The organism is Mycobacterium sp. NTMscope_MAC_12 (genome assembly GCF_976985675.1).
Map to the genome: position 1 here is coordinate 2,339,267 of NZ_CDRJYY010000001.1, position 21,560 is coordinate 2,360,826.

Annotated in this window: 20 protein-coding genes and 1 pseudogene; 11 read left to right on the top strand and 10 right to left on the bottom strand. The window is 67.6% G+C overall.

Annotated elements, in window-relative coordinates:
- Positions 1 to 53: 53 nt before the first annotated feature.
- Entirely contained in the window at positions 54 to 1,898 is a 1,845-nt protein-coding gene (locus tag AC0KS4_RS10760; RefSeq protein ID WP_238955835.1) for a fatty acyl-AMP ligase, read from the bottom strand.
- Between the two features lie 201 nt (positions 1,899 to 2,099).
- Between AC0KS4_RS10760 and AC0KS4_RS10765 the strand changes: the two are divergent.
- Positions 2,100 to 2,568, top strand: a pseudogene (locus AC0KS4_RS10765) (SRPBCC family protein).
- A 61-nt stretch (positions 2,569 to 2,629) separates the two neighbouring features.
- Here the strand turns inward: AC0KS4_RS10765 and AC0KS4_RS10770 are convergent.
- From AC0KS4_RS10770 to AC0KS4_RS10785, 4 genes are all read right to left on the bottom strand, one after another.
- Positions 2,630 to 3,793 (bottom strand): LLM class flavin-dependent oxidoreductase, encoded by a 1,164-nt coding sequence (locus AC0KS4_RS10770; RefSeq protein ID WP_238955836.1) that lies wholly within the window; start codon positions 3,791 to 3,793, stop codon positions 2,630 to 2,632.
- Positions 3,794 to 3,964: 171 nt separating this feature from the next.
- Positions 3,965 to 4,342 (bottom strand): hypothetical protein, encoded by a 378-nt coding sequence (locus tag AC0KS4_RS10775; protein ID WP_225329259.1) that lies wholly within the window; start codon positions 4,340 to 4,342, stop codon positions 3,965 to 3,967.
- A 408-nt stretch (positions 4,343 to 4,750) separates the two neighbouring features.
- Complete coding sequence (aceA, locus tag AC0KS4_RS10780) at positions 4,751 to 7,039, bottom strand: isocitrate lyase ICL2 (protein ID WP_238955837.1); 2,289 nt, start codon at positions 7,037 to 7,039, stop codon at positions 4,751 to 4,753.
- Positions 7,040 to 7,169: 130 nt separating this feature from the next.
- Positions 7,170 to 7,889, bottom strand: coding sequence for an MBL fold metallo-hydrolase (locus AC0KS4_RS10785; RefSeq protein ID WP_238957283.1), 720 nt, complete (start codon positions 7,887 to 7,889; stop codon positions 7,170 to 7,172).
- Positions 7,890 to 7,973: 84 nt separating this feature from the next.
- Here AC0KS4_RS10785 and AC0KS4_RS10790 point away from each other — a divergent pair, with 84 nt between their 5' ends.
- A complete protein-coding gene (locus AC0KS4_RS10790) occupies positions 7,974 to 8,420 on the top strand; it encodes an SRPBCC family protein (protein ID WP_225329257.1) in 447 nt (148 codons plus the stop codon).
- Between the two features lie 61 nt (positions 8,421 to 8,481).
- A complete protein-coding gene (locus AC0KS4_RS10795; RefSeq protein WP_238955838.1) occupies positions 8,482 to 9,084 on the top strand; it encodes a YbhB/YbcL family Raf kinase inhibitor-like protein in 603 nt (200 codons plus the stop codon).
- A gap of 10 nt (positions 9,085 to 9,094) precedes the next feature.
- Here the strand turns inward: AC0KS4_RS10795 and AC0KS4_RS10800 are convergent, their stop codons facing one another.
- Positions 9,095 to 10,663, bottom strand: a complete 1,569-nt coding sequence (locus AC0KS4_RS10800) for a phytoene desaturase family protein (RefSeq protein ID WP_238955839.1) — start codon at positions 10,661 to 10,663, stop codon at positions 9,095 to 9,097.
- Positions 10,664 to 10,767: 104 nt separating this feature from the next.
- Between AC0KS4_RS10800 and AC0KS4_RS10805 the strand changes: the two genes are divergently transcribed.
- The 5 genes from AC0KS4_RS10805 to AC0KS4_RS10825 all read left to right on the top strand — a co-directional run bounded on the left by AC0KS4_RS10805 (position 10,768) and on the right by AC0KS4_RS10825 (position 14,906).
- A complete protein-coding gene (locus tag AC0KS4_RS10805) occupies positions 10,768 to 11,367 on the top strand; it encodes a TetR/AcrR family transcriptional regulator (protein WP_238955840.1) in 600 nt (199 codons plus the stop codon).
- Between the two features lie 77 nt (positions 11,368 to 11,444).
- The gene (locus AC0KS4_RS10810) at positions 11,445 to 12,416 is read left to right on the top strand and encodes an NAD(P)H-dependent flavin oxidoreductase (RefSeq protein WP_238955841.1); all 972 of its coding nucleotides are present in this window, start codon (positions 11,445 to 11,447) and stop codon (positions 12,414 to 12,416) included.
- Positions 12,417 to 12,571: 155 nt separating this feature from the next.
- Positions 12,572 to 13,201: a nitroreductase family protein gene (locus AC0KS4_RS10815; protein WP_225329252.1), complete on the top strand. Its 630-nt coding sequence runs from the start codon at positions 12,572 to 12,574 to the stop codon at positions 13,199 to 13,201.
- Positions 13,202 to 13,270: 69 nt separating this feature from the next.
- Positions 13,271 to 13,927: a hypothetical protein gene (locus AC0KS4_RS10820; RefSeq protein ID WP_225329251.1), complete on the top strand. Its 657-nt coding sequence runs from the start codon at positions 13,271 to 13,273 to the stop codon at positions 13,925 to 13,927.
- A gap of 16 nt (positions 13,928 to 13,943) precedes the next feature.
- The gene (locus AC0KS4_RS10825; protein ID WP_238955842.1) at positions 13,944 to 14,906 is read left to right on the top strand and encodes an FAD-dependent oxidoreductase; all 963 of its coding nucleotides are present in this window, start codon (positions 13,944 to 13,946) and stop codon (positions 14,904 to 14,906) included.
- Positions 14,907 to 14,908: 2 nt separating this feature from the next.
- Here the strand turns inward: AC0KS4_RS10825 and AC0KS4_RS10830 are convergent, their stop codons facing one another.
- Positions 14,909 to 15,298, bottom strand: coding sequence for a phage holin family protein (locus tag AC0KS4_RS10830; RefSeq protein WP_225329249.1), 390 nt, complete (start codon positions 15,296 to 15,298; stop codon positions 14,909 to 14,911).
- A 212-nt stretch (positions 15,299 to 15,510) separates the two neighbouring features.
- On the opposite strand from AC0KS4_RS10830, the gene AC0KS4_RS10835 reads away from it, so the two are divergent.
- Complete coding sequence (locus AC0KS4_RS10835; RefSeq protein ID WP_472408511.1) at positions 15,511 to 16,896, top strand: HNH endonuclease signature motif containing protein; 1,386 nt, start codon at positions 15,511 to 15,513, stop codon at positions 16,894 to 16,896.
- A gap of 73 nt (positions 16,897 to 16,969) precedes the next feature.
- Here the strand turns inward: AC0KS4_RS10835 and AC0KS4_RS10840 are convergent, their stop codons facing one another.
- Positions 16,970 to 18,037 (bottom strand): amidohydrolase family protein, encoded by a 1,068-nt coding sequence (locus AC0KS4_RS10840; RefSeq protein WP_225328878.1) that lies wholly within the window; start codon positions 18,035 to 18,037, stop codon positions 16,970 to 16,972.
- Here AC0KS4_RS10840 and AC0KS4_RS10845 point away from each other — a divergent pair.
- Positions 18,036 to 19,388: a sialate:H+ symport family MFS transporter gene (locus AC0KS4_RS10845; RefSeq protein ID WP_225328877.1), complete on the top strand. Its 1,353-nt coding sequence runs from the start codon at positions 18,036 to 18,038 to the stop codon at positions 19,386 to 19,388. The genes AC0KS4_RS10840 and AC0KS4_RS10845 overlap by 2 nt on opposite strands.
- A gap of 2 nt (positions 19,389 to 19,390) precedes the next feature.
- On the opposite strand, the gene AC0KS4_RS10850 is transcribed toward AC0KS4_RS10845, so the two are convergent.
- Positions 19,391 to 20,680, bottom strand: coding sequence for a competence/damage-inducible protein A (locus AC0KS4_RS10850; protein WP_472408512.1), 1,290 nt, complete (start codon positions 20,678 to 20,680; stop codon positions 19,391 to 19,393).
- Positions 20,681 to 20,720: 40 nt separating this feature from the next.
- Between AC0KS4_RS10850 and AC0KS4_RS10855 the strand changes: the two genes are divergently transcribed.
- The gene (locus AC0KS4_RS10855; protein ID WP_225328876.1) at positions 20,721 to 21,215 is read left to right on the top strand and encodes a macro domain-containing protein; all 495 of its coding nucleotides are present in this window, start codon (positions 20,721 to 20,723) and stop codon (positions 21,213 to 21,215) included.
- On the opposite strand, the gene AC0KS4_RS10860 is transcribed toward AC0KS4_RS10855, so the two are convergent.
- Positions 21,212 to 21,517 (bottom strand): MTH1187 family thiamine-binding protein, encoded by a 306-nt coding sequence (locus tag AC0KS4_RS10860; protein ID WP_225328875.1) that lies wholly within the window; start codon positions 21,515 to 21,517, stop codon positions 21,212 to 21,214. The two genes, AC0KS4_RS10855 and AC0KS4_RS10860, sit on opposite strands and share 4 nt — an antisense overlap.
- Positions 21,518 to 21,560 lie beyond the last annotated feature (43 nt).

A 21,560-nucleotide genomic window follows, 5' to 3' on the forward strand; every position in this document is an offset into this window, starting at 1 on the left:
GATGCCATCAGGACGGTCGGTGTCCGGCCTGCTCCGCCGCCGCGCGAATCCGATCAGTGGGCGCCCAGGCCGCCACCGAGGTATTCGGCGCGGCATGCGCGACGGGCGAGCTTGCCGCTGGTCGTCCGTGGGATGGCCCCCGCCGGTAAGAGGCGCACGTCCGCGACGGTCAGACCGTGGCGCTGCGAGACCGCTTCACGAATCGCCCCGATCGCCGGCTGTGGGTCCTGACGGCTGGTGCCGGCGGCGCGTTCGGCGACGACGACGAGCCGGTCGACGGCCGGGTCCTCCTGGGCCGGTACGGAAAACGCCGTCACGTATCCGCGCCGAACCATCGGGGACGCCTCCGCGACGGTGGCCTCGATATCGTGCGGATAGTGGTTGCGGCCCTCGATCGTGATGAGGTCCGCCATCCGCCCCGTCACGTACAGCTCGCCGTCGAGGTACACGCCCAAATCGCCGGTGCGCAGCCATGGGCGTTCGAGGTCGGCGCCCTCAGCGTGGCTGCCATCGGTGCGTCGCGATCGCAGTGCGGCGCCGAACGCCAGCCGGGTCTCTTCGGGGAGTCCCCAGTATCCGCGACCAATGTTGTTGCCCTGCAACCAGATTTCACCCACCTCGCCGTCCGGCAATTCGGCGGCGCTGCCGGGGTCGACGATCACGGCCCATTCGCTGCGTGCCACCTGCCCGCATGACACCTGAGCGACGGCGTTGGGGGCGTCCGCGGGCACGCGCACCGCGTGCCCGGCGCCCAGCTGTTCGCGGTCGAAGTACACCGCCGTCGCCTCGGCCACCGGCGCGATGGTCGCGACGAGCAACGTTCCCTCGGCGATGCCGTAGGACGGATTGAACGCGGTGCGGGGCAACCCGTATGGCGCGAACGCCTTGTTGAACGTCCTGATCGCGTCGATGCTGACGGGCTCGGAGCCGATGATCATCACCACGTTGCGCAGGTCGATGTCCTCGCCGCCGGTGGGCAGGCCGCGCTGCGCCGCCCACTCGTAGGCGAAGTTCGGCGCCGCGGTGACGACATTGCCCTGCCGCGAGCCGTCGGACAATGCCTGGATCCACCGCAGCGGCCGGCGGACGAACGCGGCTGGAGACATCAGGGTGGAATGGCCGCCGTAGACGGCCGGAAAGCCGATCATCGACAAACCCATGTCGTGGTAGAGCGGTAACCAGCTGACGCCGTGAGTGTTTCGGTCCAGCAGGTCGATCGACAGAATCATCTGCACCAGGTTGGTGCCGACCGCGCGGTGGGTGATCTCGACGCCGACCGGCGGCCGGGTGGAGCCCGACGTGTACTGCAGGTGCGACACATCGTCCATGCCGAGCTCGGTCGCCACGAACGACTCACCCGCCGAGTCGGGAATCCGGTCGATGGCGATCACCTGCGGCCGGCCCAGGTGCGGGTGACCGGCTAAGAATCCCGCGACCGCGCCTTCCGCGGCGGTGGTGGTGAGCAGGACCGTGGGCTTCGAGTCGCGCAACGCGGTATCGAGGCGCTCGGCATGCCCGGGCAATTCCGGGGCGAACAGCGGCACCGCGATGGTTCCCGCCTTGACCGCCGCGTAGAAGCCGGCGACGTAGTCGATGCCCTGCGGCGCGAGGACCGCAACGCGCTCACCACGGCTCGCGACTTGTTGGATGCGCGCGCCGATGGCTTCCAGCCGCACGCCGAACCGGGTCCACGTCACCTCTTCGGCTTTGCCATTCCCCTGGCCGCTGTAGTCGAGGTAACGATAGGCCACGGCGTCACCGACGTTGGCGATGTTGCGGTCGATCAGCGATATCAGGTTGACGCCGGGCGGCAGCGCGATATTTCCGTCGCCGTCCAGGCAGTCCTCGATTCGAAGCAGCCCGGGGACACCGGCGTCATGCCGGGAGCCGTGATCCATGGGTGCCAGTCTAGGCAAGCCGTTTCCGCGGTCCCTGCGCCGACGAAGCGGGCAAACGCCAAGCGACGCGGCCGCATTCGCTCATTCCGTGAGGTGTAGGTGGCCCCCGAGCCGGGGGTTCGGCGGGTGGGCGGTAGCCTACCGGCGAGCGCAGTCCAGGGCCATCGAGGGCCGTAGCGTTTGCTATCACCAGGAGTTGTCATGTCGGGCCGCAAGTTCTCCTTCGAAATCACCCGTACCAGCAGCGCGCCCGCCGCGGACGCTGTTTCGGCTCGTCGCCGATGGCGCCAACTGGTCGCAGTGGGCCAAGCCGATCGTTTTGCGCTCGAGTTGGGCCCGCCAGGGCGATCCCGCGCCGGGTGGGATCGGGGCCATCCGCAAGGTGGGCATGTGGCCCGTCTTCGTGCAGGAGGAGACCGTCGCGTACGAGCCGGACCGCCGCCACGCCTACAAGCTGGTGGGACCGCCGACCCCGGCCCAGGACTACGCCGGCGAGGTGGTCTTCACGCCGAATGCGGCCGGCGGCACGGACATCCGGTGGACCGGCTCATTCACCGAGGGCGTTCGCGGAACGGGACCGGTGATGCGCGCCGCGATGGGCGGGGCGGTCCGATTCTTCGCCGGCCGCTTGGTCAAGGCCGCCGAACGCGAGTCGAACACCGGGCGGTAGCAGTCCGCGAAATACGCGATACGCGAAGCACACTCGCGAGGATGGTCGCGGCTGTGCGCCGCTACTTGGAGCCGACCTCGTCCTGATACTTCTTGGTCATGTGCGCGACGGCGTCGAGCTGTGACTGCGCGAGGCTCTCCCGGGCCTGCCCGGCGCGCGCCGCGGCGTCCAGCGTCGGCTGCGCCTGGCCCTGGAAGTGCGGCATCACTTCGGCGGCGAACAATTCGGCGGACCGTTTGGTGGCGGCGGGGTTCGCCCACTCGTGACCCATCTGCAGCATGCAACCGAACCCGCCGGACTGGTCCCACAGCCGCTGCACCTGCTCGCGCGCCCGCTCGGGCGTGCCGATCACGCCGGCCCCGTTGTCGTTGATCACATCGATCATCTCGTCGAGCTGTTCTCCCGGCATCGTCATCTGCGGGAAGGCGGCCACCTTCTGGAAGTACCGGAACCACGGCTCGATGCCGAACTTGACCTCTTCGCGGGCCTGCTTTTCGGTCTCGGCGAGATGGAACAGACCGACCAGGCTCCAGTTCCCGCGGTCGACCTGCGCGCCGAACGTCGCCGCGCGCTCCTCGACGATGTCCCAGTGGTAGGACAGCGCGTTGAAGCCCTCGACGGTCAGCGTCGCCCCGATGGACAGCAGGCCGATGCCGTGCTTGCCGGCCAGCCGCGCGCCCGTCGGCGAGGCGACCGCGGCCACCGACAGCGGGATCCCGCCGTCGGAGTACGGGGCAAGCTGCAACCGGGCATCGAACAGCTGGTGGGTCGCCGTTTTGGCGCTCACCGTCTCCCCCGCGAGCAGCCGGACGACGATGTCGAGGTTCGTTTCCAGCAGCTCCCGCGTGTCGGTGGGGGTGAGACCGATCATCGACGAGTCGCTGGGCAGCGAGCCCGGACCGACGCCGCCGATGATGCGGCCATGTGTGAGATGGTCCAGCAGCATCAGGCGGTCCGCGACCCACAGCGGATTGTGATACGACAGCGAAATGACCCCGGTGCCGAACCGGATTCGCTTCGCACGTTCGGCGGCGGCGGCGATGAAGATCTCCGGGGAGCTGATGATTTCGCTCCCGGCCGAGTGGTGCTCGCCCATCCAGACTTCGTCAAAGCCGAGGGCGTCGAGGTGCTCGATGAACTCGAGATCGCGTTGCAGGGCCAGCGTCGGATTGGTGCCCGCGCGATGGAAGGGGGCGATGAAATATCCAAACCTGAGCTTGCCCATGGGATCCCTTTGCAGTCGAGTCCCCCGAACCATAGCTCAAAGGACGCTGCGGGAAGCCGGAAGAAATAAGCCCAGAGTTATCAGCCGGTGGGGCCAGGTAACCATGACCCCACCGGCTAGGGCAACAAGTCTGGGACTTCGAACTAGAACGGGCTCAACGACAGTGGCTGATCACGGGTAGCCGCCGCAGACGTTGCCGACGCACCCGCCGCCACCGCCCGGGCCACCGCCGCCACCGCCGACGCCGGGGATGCTGCCGCCGCCGCCACCGGGACCGCCGCCACCGGTCGGGCCACCGGGGATGCTGCCCCCGCCGCCACCGGGACCGCCGCCACCGGTCGGGCCACCGGGCACATTGCCACCACCGCCGCCGGGACCACCGCCGCCCTCACCGGGTGTCGTGGAGGGCGCGACGCTCGAAGACGGCGTGGTCGTCGGGGTGGTCGTGCTGCTTGGCCCTTCTTTGTGCCCGCCGCCGCAGCCGACCGCCAGTACGAGCATGGCCGCGCCGCCGAACAGGGCGACCGTTGTCCTCGGTCCAGATCCCATCAGATCCCCCAATCTCCACGTGCGCCACGTCGCGGCGCCCACTGTTTCTTACCCCGGGGCATGGGCGCGCAAACTACTTCCGGCGGCGAGTTTGCGATGCACGACGGTGGCCGTCACGCGGGCGATCGCGGGCCATCGGGAAAGAGCGGGTTAGCGATTCACGGGCGGAGCCGTAGCGGCACAAGGGAATGTGCCAACGCGGGGCACCATCGAGGCTTTGAAGCCGATGGCCCATCTCGGGCCTATGGACCATCGGCGAAACAAATCGTATCTGTGTCCGGCGCTTGCCGTGGGCGAAATGTCTTACTCGCAAATTAGAAAATTTCTTATATTCACTAAGTAGACCGTCCTCGGAGCGAACTCAGGCGGCCGCGAAAGGCCGTGACCAGGGCCGCGGCTGCATCGCGGCTACCCCTCCTTGGTGATCAGCTTGCGCAGCGCCACGCGATCGGGCTTGAGCAGTTCGGCGATGCGGGGCTGGTTCACCTCGGCGACGATGATCTCGCCGACCTCCTGGTAGACCTCGCTGAAGATACCGTGGGACTTCATCTTCGAGGTCTGATAGAGGTTGTCCTCGGTCGGCGTCACGTAGATCACCCCGTCGGCCTTGAAGCGGTGCACCAGCCAGAGGTGAATCAAGGTCATCAGCCGCTTTTGCCGGAGCTTCTCCGCGAAGGTGTTCTGGTCGCGCACCTGCAGGATGCTGCGGCCGTGCCGGTCCTTGATCGGATCGACGACCACGTTGGCCAGCTGCTCGTCGCCGTTGCCGTAGATGCCGAGTTCGAGCACGTCCGAGCCGGCCCGGCGGGGCCGCAGTTGCACCCGCAGTTTCTCGCCGAGGTCGTAGTTTTCGCTCCACATCGCCAGCCACTCCTCGAGCAGCTTCTTGGGCACCTCGGTCTGCACCAGGTGCTGGTGCTGGGTCGAGCCCTCGCCCATCGACTTGGTGGTGGCGGTGCGCCCCGAGGATGCCGTCAGCGCGGCGTCGCTGCGCGGCCCCCCGACCAGGGTTTGCGGTGTGCGGTAAGGGGATTCGACCAGGCGCATCTTGCGCTGCAGCCGGGCCAGCGCCAGCATGCCGTCCTGTTGCAGCGAGGTGGCGAACTCCTCGGCGGCGACGCCGTCGATCTGGTGTCCGCCGTAGGTGATGAAGTTGAAGACGAAACCCATCTTGCCCAGTTCCTCGGGGAACTGCTTCATCTGCTCGTCGGTCATGCCGGTGGTGTCCCAGTTGAACGACGGGGACAGGTTGTAGGCCAGCATCTGGCCGGGGAACTTGGCGTGGATGGCGTCGGCGAACTGCCGGGCGTCGTCCAAGTCGGCGGTCTTGGTCTCCATCCAGAGAATGTCGGCGAACGGCGCGGCCGCCAGCGATTTGGCGATGGCGTACGGGATGCCGCCACGGATCTGGTAGTAACCCTCGGGCGTCTTCGACAGTTCGCAGTCCCAACCGGGGTCGACACCCAACTCCTTCGCCTTGGCCTTGGCGGAGTACAGCGAGGCAGTCGCCGCGAAAGCCCGCCATTCGTCGGCGCTCATATCGGCCGGTTCGCCCTCGCTGGCGGCGAACGCGAGCACATCGGCGACGGCCTCGCCGTAGGTCATCAGGCCGGCGTCGTCCTCCCAGGCGGCCACGAACCGCGACTCGACTTGGTCGAACAGGTCGTCGATCGATTGTTGGCCGTTCTCGCGCCAGGCGTTGACGGCGTCGGAGATCACGCCCTGGATCCCTTGGCGCTCAAGCCATGCGGCGGCCTCCGCGTACTCGCCTTCGGGCAGCGCGTAAAGCAGGTGCCCGTTGAGATCCTTGACGCCCAACTCGTAGAAGCGACGCACCAACGCCAGGAAGCACGACTTGTACGAAGGAATCTTGAGGTTGGTGGCGCCGAGCAGGAACGGCTGATCGCGCTCGTCGGCCCGGCTGTCCAGCAGGTTGGCGGCCTCGGCGTCGGTGCGCGCGACGATGATTCCCGGCACCTTCATGATGTCGAGCTGGAAGCGCGCGGTATTGAGGCGTTTGATCTGTTCGTCGGATGGCACCAAGACCTTTCCGCCCTGGTGGCCGCACTTCTTGGTGCCGGGGCGCTGGTCCTCGATGTGGTAGCCGGGCACGCCGACCTCGACGAACCGGCGGATCAGGTTGCGCACGTGCGGGTCACCGCCGTGGCCGGTGTCCGCGTCGGCGATGATGAACGGCCGGTAGTCGTAGGTCGTGGCCGCGGCGCGCTGCTTCTCGCTCATCTGCAGGCGCTGGTACTGCTGGTTGCGGTCGGCGGTGAGCAGGGCGCGCACCAGCACCGCGGCGTCGTCGGGCACCTGGCTCAGGGGATAGCTGGCCAGGTCGGGTCCGGGATCTTCGGTGGTGGAGCCCTTGGCCGAGGTGGCCCAGCCGCCCAGATAGATCCCCTCGATGCCCATCCGCTTCATCGCCACCGCCTGGCCGGGCGAGTACGGGCCGAACGTCGTGATGCTCTTCTTCTGGGCGAACAGCTCGCGCAACCGCTCATAGAAGGCCGCCGCCGCGTCGCGTGCCACGGTGTAGTCGGTCGGGATGGTGCCGCGCTGCTCGGCTACCTGGCGGGCGGTGTACAGGCGGGTGATCCGGGAGAAGCGCGGATCGTCGAAGTATTGCTGCGTGGCAGCGACCTCGTCGTCGAACGACGCCCGGACTTGTGTGTCCTTATCGATGATCGCCATGTCTTACGCCCCTCTCCGGCACGACTCCACTGAACGTGAGTCTATCCCCGCGAACGGCAGTTCAATCAGGAGTCGAAAGATCGGGCCAAAACAGTCGTGAAACGCTTGGGACACAACATGTTTCAGTTCACTATCGCTTAAGGCTGGGCCGCCACGCGGCCAGCCAGTCCCGCTGACGACGGACGAATGCCGCATCGACGACCTTGCCATGGCCCGGAACGTAGATGGCGTCGGGGCCACCGACCGCGAGCAGCCGGTCGAGGGTGGCCGGCCACGCCGCCACGTCGGAATCGGCGTCGATCGCGGGGTCGGCGGACTCCTCGACCAGATCACCGGTGAACACCACCACCCGCTCGCCGGCGTTGGTTGCCGGCGCGAGGACCACCAGGTCCGAGGCGGTGTGGCCGCGCCCGAGGTATGAGATCGTCACCGTCCGGTCCCCCATATCGACCGAGGCGTCATAGACCCCGCGGAGCGGAGGCCGTAACGCGGCGATCGCCGCGTCCACCTCGGCGGCGTCGGCACCGTGACGCAGCGCGTCCGCGCGGATCTGGTCGGTCGACGACGTGAGGTGCCCGACCACCTCGGGCGCGCAAAATATCTCCGCCTGCCCGAAGAGCGAGGAGCCCAGGACGTGGTCGAAGTGCTTGTGCGTCAAGACGATATGGCTCACCGGCCGCCCGGCAAGCCGACGGACGTCGGCGTCGATCGCGGCCGCTTCGGTCAGCGTGGTGCCCGTGTCGATGAGTAACGTTGCCGCGCGGCCGCACACCAGACCGATCGTGACATCGCAGAACGGGAGCCGGCAGCGATGCACACCGCCGGTCAGCGTTTCCCAGGCGAAATGCACACCCTGGAAGGTAACCCCCGGGGCTTGCCTCCGGGCGCTGACGCGGTCGGTTTCGAGCGTCATCGCACCGGCTATCTCCCCGACATGGCTATCACCGATTCCCGCGAAGTCGTCATCGAAGCGACACCGGACGAAATCCTGGATGTGCTGTTCGACCTCGAGTCGTTGACCGAATGGTCGTCGGCGCACAAAAAGGTCGAGGTGCTCGAGCGCGACGACCAGAACCACCCGATTAGATCCAGACAGGTGGTCAAACTCGTCGGCGTCAGCGATGAACAGGAGCTCGCCTACACCGTTCACGACGATGGCGTCGGCTGGACCCTGGTCAGCTCCAAACAACAACGCGCTCAGGAGGGGCGGTACACGTTGACGCCCGACGGGGACTCGACCCGGGTCCGCTTCGATCTCACCGTCGACCTGGTGGCACCCGTTCCCGGATTTCTGGTCAAGAAGGGCGCCAAGAGCCTGATGGACACGGCCACCGAGGGATTGCGCAAGCGGGTACTCGAAGTCGAGAAGCGCGGTAAGTAACGCGTGCGTCGCCGCGAAACGGGTGCTTCCGCAGCGCGACCGGGCGGGTCAGACTGTCTTCATGGACACGACTCCGGTGTTTCGTCGAATCGCAGCGCTCATGGGCGGGGCGACGCTGCTGGGGACGCTGGCCGGCTGCGGCTCCGCTGGTGATAGCCCTCCGACGTCGTCTCCGGCGCCGAAGGTCACGACGCTCGGGAAGACGGCGCCCAACGCGCCCGTGGGTGGGCCGCTGACGATCAGCAGTCCGGCCTTCGCCGACGGCGCGCCGATTCCGGTGCAGTACACGTGTAAAGGCGCCGACATCGCACCGCCGTTGGCGTGGTCGGCCCCGCTGGGTGCGGCCCTTGTCGTCGATGACCCCGACGCCCCGGCCGGGTTGTACGTCCACTGGGTGGTGATCGGAATCGCGCCCGGGGCCGGCAGCACGGCCGAGGGCCAGACCCCGGCCGGCGCCATCACCCTGCCGAATACGGCCGGCCAGTCGGCGTATCAGGGTCCCTGTCCCCCGGCCGGAACCGGCACGCACCGTTATCGGTTCACGCTCTATCAGCTTCCCAACGACTACCGGCTGCCCGGCGGCCTGGCCGGCGTGCAGGCCGCGCAGGCGATCGCCGGCGCCGCGACCGCCCAGGCCCAGCTCGTGGGGGCGTTCGGCGGCTGATCCGTCCTCGTCAGGACGCGTCGTCGAGCACCTGATAGCCGGCGTTGTACCCGGGGGTGAAGGTGATGCCCGGTCCGCCATGACAGCCGGCGCCGCCCAGGTAGAGGCCGTCGATCGGGATGGGCAGATCGAGGAAGCCCCTCGGTCCGGGCCGGTTGGGGCCCATCAGGTCTGGGTGCAACAGCCCGTGGCAGAAGTCGCCGTCGGGCGCTCCGAACATCGTGTTCATGTGGTAGGGCGCGAACGTGATGTGCCGTATCACGATGTCCTTGAAGTTCGGCGCGAACCTGGTGATCTTGTCGATAACCCGTTGCGCCATCTCGTTTTTGAGGTGCCCATGCTGCGAGCGGCTGACTTCGACCGGAAACGCATAGGCGAACGCGCTCGCCGCGTGCTTGCCCGGCGGCGCCATTGCGGGGTCGTGGACCGACGGGATCTGCATGCCCATCGACGGATTGTCCGGGACGATGCCCCGCCGGCAGTTTTCCCAGTGCAGCTGTTGGGATTCGGGCGACCCGAAGATGCCGATCGACTGTTGCATGCCGTCGGCGTTGAGGAACTCGTACGGCGGGGCGAACTCGGGCAGCCCGTCCAGGGCGAAGTGGATCTGCACGAACGAGGCGCGGTGGTCGCGACCGGACACGCGCGAGACAAGCTCCGCCGGAACGTGTTCGGGTGCGACGAGGTCGGTGAGAGTGACATCGGGTGACAGGTTGGACACGACGATCGGAGCCGAGATCGTCGACCCGTCGCGCAGTCGCACGCCGGTCACCCTCTGCTTGTCGACGAGGATCTGCCCGGCCTTGGTGCGAAAGCGGATCTCGCCGCCATGGGAGATGAAGAGCTCGCGTAGGTGTTCGGTGAGTGCGCCGATGCCGCCCTTCAGCTTGGTCATCATCGCGGTGCTGCCGTCGGGCACCGCCAGCGCGAACGCCAAACATGTTGCGCTGCCCGGGGTATACGGGCCGCGGTAGGTCGAGTTGACGGCTAGGAACGCCAGCATCCCGCGCATGACCGCGTGCCTTTGCTTGTCGGGCAGGTAGCGGTCGATCACGTCCATCGCCGAGCCGAACAGCATTTCGTGGATGGCCCGGCGTTCGGCGTCGTTGGTTGCGCAGGCATACATTTCGTCGAGGGTCTTGGGCGGCCGGCGCACTTCGAAGCGACCCAGCGCCTTCGCCGGTGCCTGGCTCCAACCGATCAATTCGGCCATGCCGGTGACGGCCTCGATTCCGTGTCTCTCGCCCAGGTGCGTCATCAGTTGCATCGGATCGCGATAGAAGATCATCGGTTCTTCGCCGTGTTCGCCGAGGTTGATCGACATCACCTCGGGCTCCACCGCCGGCAGCGTGTCGAGCCCGAGGTCTTTGGTGAGCTCGCTTGCCATGGGGAACTGCACCGAACCGGCGATCTCGTATCGGAAGCCGTCGATCAATTCGACCGTCGCCGCCATGCCCCCGGCATAGGTGTTGGCTTCCAGGCACACCGTGCGCAGGCCCGCGCGTTGCAGAATCGCCGCAGCGGTCAGCCCGTTGTGCCCGGCGCCCACCACGATGGCGTCGTAATCCGTTGTGCTCATGGCCCTCGCCTTCGTCGGGTTATCGAATGCAGAATATGTCAGTACTGACATAATTGGAAGGTGTCAGTATTGACCACTTCGGCTGGGATACGATCTCCCCTGAGATGACCGCCCTGGGCAACCGTCATGAACAACGACGACGATCGACGCATGAGGCACTTCGTCGTGCGGCGTTGAAGAGCTTCGCCCGCAAGGGTTTTGCGAATGTCACCGTCACCGAGCTGGCGCGCGAGGCCGGCGTCACCGAGCGCACCTTCTTCCGGCACTTCCCCACCAAGGAAGCCGTTCTTTTCCAGGACTACGAGACACAGCTGGAATGGCTGGCCGAGGCGCTCGCGCAACGCCCGCCGTCCGAGTCGTTGTTCGATGCGGTGCTGGCAAGCGTTTCCGCGTTTCCCCACGACCTCGAAGTGGTCCGCCAGGCCGCGACCGCGCGCGCCGAGCTGATCAGCGCCGACCGGATCGCCGGCCACCTACGGGTGGTGCAATCCTCGTTCGCCGGCGTGCTCACCGATTTCGTCAGGAAGCGCAACCCGGATCTGGCGGACATCGACCTCGCCGCCGAGGTCGCGGGTTCTGCGCTGGCCGCCGCCCTCGTTGCGGCAGTGGAGAATTGGGGTCGTAAGGGTTGCGCGGGCGACCTCGGCGAAGACGTTGCCGCGAGTCTGGATCTGGTGCGCTCCGGTCTGGCGCGGCTTGCCTGAGCAACCGAGGGATTTCCGCGGCCCTAACGTCGGTTGCAGTAGACGTCCCGTCCGCGCCAGCTGAAGCGAGTAACACCATGCCACTGCCTACGCGTCTGACGGAGTTTTTCGGTATCGGGCACCCCATCCTGCTCGCGCCGATGGCCCTGGTCTCTGGGGGCCGGCTCGCGGCGGCGGTGACATCGGCGGGTGGCCTGGGCCTGATCGGCGGGGGCTATGGCGATGCCGAATGGCTGGAGCGCGAATTCGACCACGCCGACGGCACGCGAGTCGGATGCGGATTCATCACCTGGAGCCTGGCCCGCGATCCGCGTCTGCTCGACATCGCGCTGGCTCGGCGACCGGCGACGGTCATGTTGTCCTTCGGCGAGTTGCGGCCCTTCGCCGATCGCATCCACGCCGCCGGCGTTCCGCTCACCGCCCAGGTGCAGAACCTGGACCAGGCGCGCCGGGCCCTGGATGCCGGGGCAGAGGTCATCGTGGCGCAGGGCGGCGAGGCGGGCGGGCACGGGATGAGCGTGCGTTCGACGTTCACGTTGGTGCCCGAGGTCGTCGACTTCGTCAACGAACGCTCCCCCGACACATTGGTCGTGGCCGCCGGCGGCGTGGGCGATGGCCGTGGGCTGGCGGCCGCGCTGGCCTTGGGTGCTGACGGCGCCCTCGTGGGCACCAGGTTCTGGGCGTCGCCGGAGGCGCTGGTGTCACCGCGGGCGCAGCAGCGGGCGGTGGCCGCCCGCGGAGACGACACCGTGCGCACCCGCGCCTATGACGTTGTGCGCCGCCTCGATTGGCCCGCCGAGTACAACGCGCGGGCGCTGCGCAGCGCCTTCCTGGACACCTGGCACGGTCGCGAGTCCGAGCTGTCGGCACAGCTGGACCAGGCGGTCACTGACTACGAGAAGGCCGTTGCCGCCGGGGATTTCGATACGGCCGCGATACTGATCGGCGAAGGCGTGGGGGGCGTCCGCGGCGTCCGTCCCGCGGCTGACATCGTCGCCGACATGGTCAGCGAAGCGGCGCACATCCTGAATCGCGACGCGACGGCCTAGACAGCCGAGCGAGGGGTCTGGTTTGCTCAGCTCGATACCCCATTGCGCGGGCAGGATTCGCCGACGGAATCCCCGCCGCGATGATCGGCCGCAACATCGAACGACCCTGTGCTATCGACCTTTACCCGCTCCCTACCGACACATGTAAGGACCCCATGGACATCGCCACCGTCGACGAACTGCTGAGCACCACCCGATCGGTGCGCAAACGGCTCGACCTGACCCGGCCGGTCGGCCGCGACGTGATCCTCGAGTGCATCCAACTGGCAATGCAGGCGCCCACGGCGAGCAACACGCAGGACTGGCGTTGGCTGGTGATCACGGACCCGGACAAACGCGCCGCCATCGCCGAGATCTACCGGAGCGTCGGCGCGCAGTACCTGGCGTACGCGGCGGACAACGCGACGGATCCGCAGACGCAGCGGGTGTACCAGAGCGCGATGAGCCTGACCGAAACGTTGGGGGACGTCCCGGTACACGTCATCCCCTGCCTCAACCAGCGCATCGACACCGCCGAACCGGGCATCGCCGCGGCGGCATGGGCGTCCATCATCCCGGCCGGCTGGAGCTTTCTGCTGGCGCTCCGCTCGCGTGGGCTGGGATCGGTGTGGACGACAATGCATCTGTTCAAGGAGCGGGAGGTGGCCGACCTGCTCGGCATTCCCCCCACCGTCACGCAGGCCGCGCTGTTCCCCGTCGCCTACACGCTCGGCACCGACTTCCGGCCGGCCGTGCGGCCGCCGGCGGCGACCATCACCTTCTGGGATGGCTGGGGGGAAAGCTGATGCAGTCCCACGCCGCGCGATTTCACAACGAGATGAATTAGGTTCTTGACCCCGGTACCCTCGATCCCTATGGGTGGAGTACCTAGGGCGGCACGGTTGGCTGCCGCGAGCCTGATGATCGCGGGGTGGGCCGCGTCGACGGTCGTTGCCAGCGCCGATCCCGACGAGACGCGGGGTCCCGCGCCCGGGCCCGCGGCCTCACCAGCACCGGCCGCCTCCCCGGCGCCGTCACCTGCACCTTCGGCAGCCCCGTCGCCCGCAGCGTCGCCTGGGGCCTCGCCGGCACCCGCCCCGGCAGGGCCGAAGACCACCATCGACAAGGACGGCATCTACGCGGTGGGGACTGACATCGTCCCGGGCATCTACAGCTCAGGTGGTCCCGTCGGCAACGGCACGTGCTACTGGAAACGGACCGGCAACCCCGACGGCGCGCTCATCGACAATGCCATGACCAAAAAGGCGCAGGTAGTTCAGATCGAGCCGGGCGACAAATCGTTCAAGACCTCGGGCTGCCAGCCCTGGCAACTGACGCCGGACGCGGTTCCGCCCTCGCAAGCGCCGCCCGCGGGCGTGCAGGGCACGCTCGGCATCCTCAACGGTCTGTTGGGTGGGAACGCGCAGCGGCCTCCGCAGGCGTCGCCTGCTCCGCAAGCCCCGGCACCGGCCCCATCGCCGGCACCGGCGCCGGCCCCGGCTGCGCCCGCCCCGCAAGCCGCGCATTCCTGATCGGCCCGCCGGCGCCGTGGCCAGCACGCAGCAGATCGTCGTGGTCGGCGCCGGCGTCAGCGGATTGACGTCGGCCATCTGTTTGGCCGAGGCGGGCTGGCCGGTCCGGGTATGGGCGGATGCCACGCCCAAACAAACGACTTCGGCGGTGGCGGGCGCCGTGTGGGCGCCCCCGCGGCCCGCGGAACGCGCGGGCGAGACGCTGCGTTGGACCGAGCACTCTTTGCAGGTGTTCCGTGATCTCGCCGGGGATCCCGACTCCGGCGTGCTGCTGGCGCCGGCCCTGGCCGTCGGCGAGCTGACCGCCGCCGAGGCGATGTCGTCCGCGGCCGCGCTGATCCCCGGCCTGCGGCCGGCCGACCCCGCCGACATCCCACCGGGTTTCGGAACCGGATTTCGCGCCACCGTGCCGATGATCGACATGCCGCACTATCTCGATTACCTGACCCGGCGGCTGGCTGCGGCCGGCTGCGACATCGAAGAACATCCCGTTCGATCCCTGGCCGAGGCGGCCGACACCGCCGAAATCGTGGTCAACTGCACCGGCCTCGCCGCGGGCGCGCTCACCGGCGACCCCACCGTGCGGCCGCTTTTCGGCCAGCATGTGGTGCTCACCAATCCCGGTCTGCGGCAACTGTTTCTGGAACTGAACGACGGCCCGGAATGGACCTGCTACTTCCCTCACCCGCAGCGGGTGGTGTGCGGCGGAATCAGCATCCCCGACCGCTGGGACACCGCCCCGGAACCCGAAGTGACCGAACGCATCCTGCAACGCTGCCGCCGAATCGAGCCGCGACTGGGCGACGCCGAGGTGATCGAGGTCATCACCGGGCTGCGGCCCGACCGCCCCTCGGTGCGCGTGGAGGCCGAACCGCTCGGGCGGGCGCGCTGCATCCACAACTACGGTCACAGCAGCAACGGCGTCACCCTGTCCTGGGGCTGTGCGCGTGACGTGGTGAGCCTGGCCGGCAGCCGCTGATCTCACGCACCGGTGCGGCGAATTATCAAGGACAGCAACCAACTAACGATCGACAAGACGATCGCCGCCCAGATGGCGGTCCACCAAAAGTGGTCGATCTGCAGCCCCCAGTGGGTGGTGTGCTCGGTGATCCTCGCGGTGATCCAGAGCATCAGCGCGTTGATGACGACATGGAACAGGCCGAGCGTCACGATGTAGAGCGGGATCGACAAGATCTGGACGATCGGCTTGATGAACGCGTTGACCAAACCAAAGATCACGGCGACGACGAAGATGATGCCGACCCGCTCGAGCCTCGTGCTGCCGCCCACGAAGCTCAGGCCATGCACGAAAAGGGTGACGATCCACAACGCGAATCCGGTCAGCGCGGCACGCACCAAAAAAGGGCCCATGCTCGTAAATCCTGCCATCCGGCCCGCGAAGGTAAGGAGGAATCGCGCGGTTAGTTCTGATCGGGGTGACCGGCTTCGCCCGTCGGTTCTCGTGCCTCGCTCGCTCGCGATTTCGGATATCGGGAACGTATATTGAATTCCCTTGTGTCACTGTGTTTTCAGTGGTCACAATTCGGGGTTTTGTGTCGGTGGGTCTTCGTAATGTCTGCGGCATGGGTTCGAGTACGCGTGAGGAGATCGTCGAAGCCTTCGACGCGCTCGACGCCGCCCTCGAGGGCGTGGCAGGGCTGAGTTTTGATGCGCTGGCCCCTCGGGAGTGTGTGGCGCTGTTGGAGCGCTGCGAAAAGGTGCGCCGCCGGCTGCCCGTGCCCGAGCATGCGTTGATCAATCACCTGGCCCGCCAAGCCAGCATCCAAGAACTCGGCGCCAAACTCGATCAGGCGATCGCCGACCGGTTGCGGATCAGCCACGCCGAGGCCGGCCGGCGGGTCACAGAGGCCGCCGATCTGGGCCCGCGCCATGGTCTGACCGGTGAACCCTTGCCCCCGGTGTTGGCCGCCACCGCCGCCGCCCAGGCCCGCGGTGAACTCGGCGCCGGACACATCGCGGTGATCCGCAGGTTCTTTCACCGGCTGCCCGGCTGGATCGACCCGGTCACCCGCGAGCGCGTCGAGGCCGATCTGGCCGGCCACGCCGCGTATCACCGGCCCGACGAACTCGACGGCCTGGCCCACGTCCTGGAAGATTGCCTCAATCCCGACGGTCTTTTCACCGACGAGGACCGGGCCCGTCGCCGCGGGGTGACCCTGGGCAACCAACGACCCGACGGCATGTCGGAGTTGCGGGGGCTGATCACTCCCGAACTACGGGCCACCGTCGAAGCCGTGGAGGCCAAACTCGGCGCGCCGGGCATGTGCAACCCGCTTGATGAGATGCCGTGTGTGGAGGGGACGCCCAGCCAGGCCGCCATCGACGGTGACACCCGCTCCAAGGCTCAGCGCGGCCATGACGCCCTGCTGGCCGCGCTGCGGGCGCTGTTGGCCTCCGGGGAGTTGGGTCAGCACAACGGGTTGCCGGCCTCCATCATCGTCACCACCACCCTGGCCGAGTTGGAGGCCGCCGCCGGACGCGCCCTCACCGGTGGGGGCACCATCCTGCCGATGAGTGAGGTGATCCGCCTGGGCCGCCACGCCCACCACTACCTGGCGATCTTCGATAAAGGCAAGGCCCTGGCGTTGTATCACACCAAGCGGATCGCTTCCCCGGGGCAGCGGATTGTGTTGTACGCCAAGGACCGCGGCTGCACCGCCCCAGGCTGCGGGGTTAAGGGCTACTACTGCGAAGTCCACCACACCACGGACTACAGCAAGTGTCACAGCACCGACATCGACGACCTCACCTTCGCCTGCGGCCCGCATCACCGCATGCTCAACCCCGGCGGATGGCACACCCGCACAAACGCCCGCGGCGACACCGAATGGAAACCCCCGCCCCACCTCGAGCGCGGCCAACCCCGCACCAACACCTACCACCACCCCGAAAAACTCCTCCACCACGAACACGACGACGACGAAGCCGACAACTCCGGCGCGGCATAACCCTTTCGCGATCGCCGCTAGACCCGAGGGCGGCGACCCGCCTCGCCCGGCTGCGCCGCGCTCGCGATCGCTGCTAGTTCAGGTTGTAGAAGCGCTGCGCGTTGCGCCCGCCGATCTTCTCGCGGGCCTCCTCGCTGATATCGGAGCGAGTCCGCAGGTGTTTGGTGCTTTCCGGCCACTCGCCGTCCCAATGCGGGTAGTCGCTGGCGAACATGATGAAATCGGCGCCCAGCACATCGATCACCCCGGGCAGAATCGGTTCCTCCGGTTCACACGTCACCCAGATATTGCCCGCGGCCAGATAATCGTGCGGATCGCGACGCCAGCCGCGCTCCACCCAGTCGCCGCGCTTCTCGTAATGCTCGTGCAGCCGATCGATGAAGAACGGAACCCACCCCGCGCCCGCCTCGAGGAAGGCCACCCGCAACGCCGGATGGCGCTCGAAGACGCCGCCGGAGACCATCGCGGTCATCGCGGTCATCTGGTCGAACGGAAAGCTGATGCAGTGCACCTGAATGTAATTCGTGAAGCGGTCCACGCCGATCTTGGGCAGATGAATGCCGGGGGCGCCATGCACACCCAGCGGCATCCCGAGGTCGACGGCGGCGGCGTAGAACGGATCGAGGTCGGGATGGTCGAGGTTGCGCGTCTTGAGCGCCGGCGGCACCAGAGTCGCCACCAGCCCAAGGTCTTTGGCTTCGGTCATGACATCGATCGCCAGCCGGCCGTGCTCGATCGGAGTTACCGCGACGCCGCGTAGCCGCCCGCCCGAGGCGGCGCAATAATCGGCGATCCACTCGTTGTAGAGCCGGGCGAATCCGGCCGCGAAGTCCGGGTCTTCGAGACTCGGCGCGCACAGGCCGAGGCTGGGGTAGAGCACCATCGTGTCGATGTGGTCGCGGTCGGCGTCGCCCAGCACGCCTTCGGCCGACCGGCAGTTGATATCGGGCGCCTTACTGATCCCGTGTTCGGGCGGGCAGCCTGCGCCCGGGCCGCGGTCCTCGGGGTAGTTGCGGCCTTCAAGCGTCAACCCGAGCTGCCCGTGTGTGCCTGGCTTGACGTGGTCCGGCCATCGCTTGATCGCTTCGACTGCCAGCGAAGAATTTTCGGCGACATGGCCGTCGGCGTCGATGATCCGCATGTCTCCGGAACTTACTCCCGCGTGGTGCGCGGCGAAACGGGTCGCGCCGACGCGCTCGGTAGGCCACGATGCTGACGTGACAACGCAGAGCCCGCAAAACAAGTTGACCGCCGATCAGCGCAATTCCTTCATCGCCGCCCTGTTGGGTTGGACGATGGACGCCTTTGATTACTTCATCGTGGTGCTCGTCTACGCCGACATCGCGAAGACGTTTCACCACAGCAAGGCCGAGGTCGCCTTCGTCACCACGGCCACCCTGTTCATGCGTCCCGTCGGCGCGTTGCTGTTCGGGCTGTGGGCCGACCGCGTCGGCCGGCGGCTGCCGCTGATGGTCGACGTCATGTTCTATTCCGTCGTGGGCTTCCTGTGCGCCTTCGCGCCCAACTTCACCGTGCTGGTGATCCTGCGCCTGCTGTACGGCATCGGCATGGGCGGCGAATGGGGGCTTGGCGCCGCGCTCGCCATGGAGAAGGTGCCGGTTCAGCGGCGCGGATTTTTCTCCGGGCTGCTGCAGGAGGGTTACGCATTCGGCTACCTGCTGGCGAGCGTGGCCTCGCTGGTGGTGATGGATTGGCTCGGGCTGTCGTGGCGCTGGTTGTTCGGCCTGAGCATCGTTCCCGCCCTGATCAGCTTGATCATTCGCTACCGGGTGGAGGAATCCGAGGTGTGGGAGGCCGCGCAAGACCGGATGAAGCTCACCAGCACCAGAATCCGGGACGTGCTGCGCAACGGTGCGATCATCCGGAGATTCGTCTATTTGGCGTTGCTGATGACGGCGTTCAACTGGATGAGCCACGGCACGCAGGACGTCTACCCCACCTTCCTGGGCGCGCACGCCAATCAGGGGGCCGGCCTGTCCAGCACGACGGTCAAGTGGATCGTGGTGGCCTACAACGTCGGCGCCATCATCGGAGGGCTCGTCTTCGGAACGCTGTCACAACGATGGAGTCGCCGCTACACGGTCGTCTTCTGTGCGGTGTTGGCGCTGCCGATCGTGCCACTGTTCGCCTACTCGCGCAGCGCTGCCATGCTGTGCCTGGGTTCGTTTTTGATGCAGCTCTTCGTGCAGGGCGCGTGGGGCGTGATTCCCGCCCACCTCACGGAGATGTCGCCTGACGCCATCCGCGGCCTCTACCCCGGTGTGACGTACCAACTCGGAAACCTGTTGGCGGCGTTCAACTTACCGATTCAGGAACGTCTCGCCGAATCCCACGGCTACCCGTTCGCGTTGGCGGCGACGATCGTGCCGGTGCTGGCCGCGGTTGTGGTCCTGACGCTGATCGGAAAGGATGCGACGGGAATCCGCTTCGGCACGACGGAAAGTGCTTTCCTCGCAACGGAAGCGACGTAAAGCTAGTGGGGGTCGCCCAGCATGCGCCGGAGCAGGTGCATGGCCACCGTCGTCGAGCGTTCCCGGATATCGGACCGGTTGCCGGGAAGACGCAAGGTGCGGGTATCCGTGCGGCCGTCGGGCGCCTTCACGCTGAAGCAGACCGTGCCCACCGGCTTTTCTTCGGTGCCCCCGCCCGGTCCGGCGATCCCGGTGATCGCGACCGCGGTGTCGGCGCCGAAGCGTTGCAGCGCGCCCGCGGCCATCGCCTCGGCCACCGGCTCGGACACCGCGCCATGGGTTTCGATCAGCGCGGGGTCGACGCCCAGCACCTCCGCTTTCGCCTCGTTCGAATAGGACACCACCCCGCCGGCCACGTAGTCCGACGATCCCGGCCGGTCGGTCAGCCGCGCGGCCAGCAGGCCCGCGGTGCAGGACTCCGCCGTCGCAATCCGGTGCCCGGCGAGAAGCTGCGCAACAAGGTCGTCGACGCGGGAGCCGTCCTCTGAGTAGAGCTGATGCCCGTGCCGTTCGCGCAGCAGCTTGGTCAGTTGCGCGTATGCGTCGGCGGCGCCCGGCTCGTAGCGGGTGACCATTTCGATCTCCCCGCGCCGCAGGCAGGTGGTGATCTCGAGCTGGTCGAAGCCGGGCACGGCCTTTTCGGCGTCGCGCAGCGTTTCGGCCAGCCCCGACTCGGGCAGCCCGAACATCCGCAGCATCTCCTGCCGATAAATGGTCCGGCCGGCGATCGCATCCTGCGCGGCCGGCGTCTGGATCGCCGTGTGCCACATCGGCTGCAGCTCGCGCGGCGGCCCCGGGAGCACGATCACCGTGGGCTTGCCGGGCACCACGACGCCGGGCGCCGTGCCGACCGGGTCGAGCACCTGCGCCCCGGCGGGAACCATGGCCTGCTTGCGGTTGGCGGCCCGCAGCGACTCGAAAGTGCCCGGATCCAAGGCGGATTGGAAGGCGGGATTACGCGCCATCAGCTTCTTGAGGATGTTCGCGATCTTCTCTTCGACCTCGGCGTCCAACAGCAGCTCGCGCCCGCAGAAGCGGGCCACCACCTCGACGGTCATGTCGTCGGCCGTGGGGCCCAGGCCGCCGCTGGTGACGATCAGGTCCACGCCTTGGTCGGCGAGAAACCGCAGCTGCGCCTCGATGTCGGCGGGGCGGTCGCCGCAGATCGTGATGTGCGCCAGCTCGACGCCCAGCTCCAGGAGACGGTCGGCGATCCAGGGTCCGTTGGCGTCTTGGACGCGTCCGGTGAGGACCTCTGTTCCGGTGACAACGATGCCTGCGCGTGCGCTCACCGGGATGAGCCTACGCATGGGTTTGCGGGACAATAAGCCGATGATCGAGTTAGAGGTGCTTGCGGCCGACGTGACCAAGCTCGACGTCGACGCGATCGCCAACGCGGCCAACACGCAGCTGCGGCACGGCGGCGGCGTCGCCGCGGCCATCTCGCGCGCGGGCGGGCCCGACGTGCAGCGCGAATCGACGGAGAAGGCGCCGATCGGGCTCGGTGAAGCGATCGAAACCACGGCCGGCGACATGCCGGCGCGATACGTCATCCACGCGGCGACCATGGAGCTCGGGGGACCCACCTCGGCCGAGATCATCGGTGCCGCCACGGCTTCGACATTGCGCAAGGCCGACGAACTCGGCTGCCGCACGCTGGCGCTGGTGGCCTTCGGCACCGGCGTCGGCGGTTTCCCGCTCGACGAGGCGGCCCGGCTGATGGTCGACGCCGTCCGGCGGCACCAGCCGGACTCGCTGCGCAAGGTGGTGTTCGCCGTGCACGGTGACGCGGCGGAGCAAGCTTTCCGGGCGGCGGTGCGGGGCTAGCGCTCGGAAAGGTAGCGCTCGACCGAGGCGACCTTCTGCGTCATCGCGTCGCTGGCCCCGGTGCGCCAGTCAGCCTTGATCACCGTGCTGACCCGGGGGGCCCGGGCGGCCACGGCCTCGACGGCCCGCTGCACCACCGCCATGACTTCTTCCCAGGTGTCGCCCTCGATCACCGTGAACATCGAGTCGGTCTTGTTGGGCAGGCCGGACTGACGGACAACCCGAACCGCGTCGGCGACGATCTCGCCGACACCCTCGCCGACCCCCATCGGGGTGACGGAAAACGCGACGAGCACGGACACCCTTCGAGCGTACCCACCCCCGCCCGGCCGGTCTGGCACCATC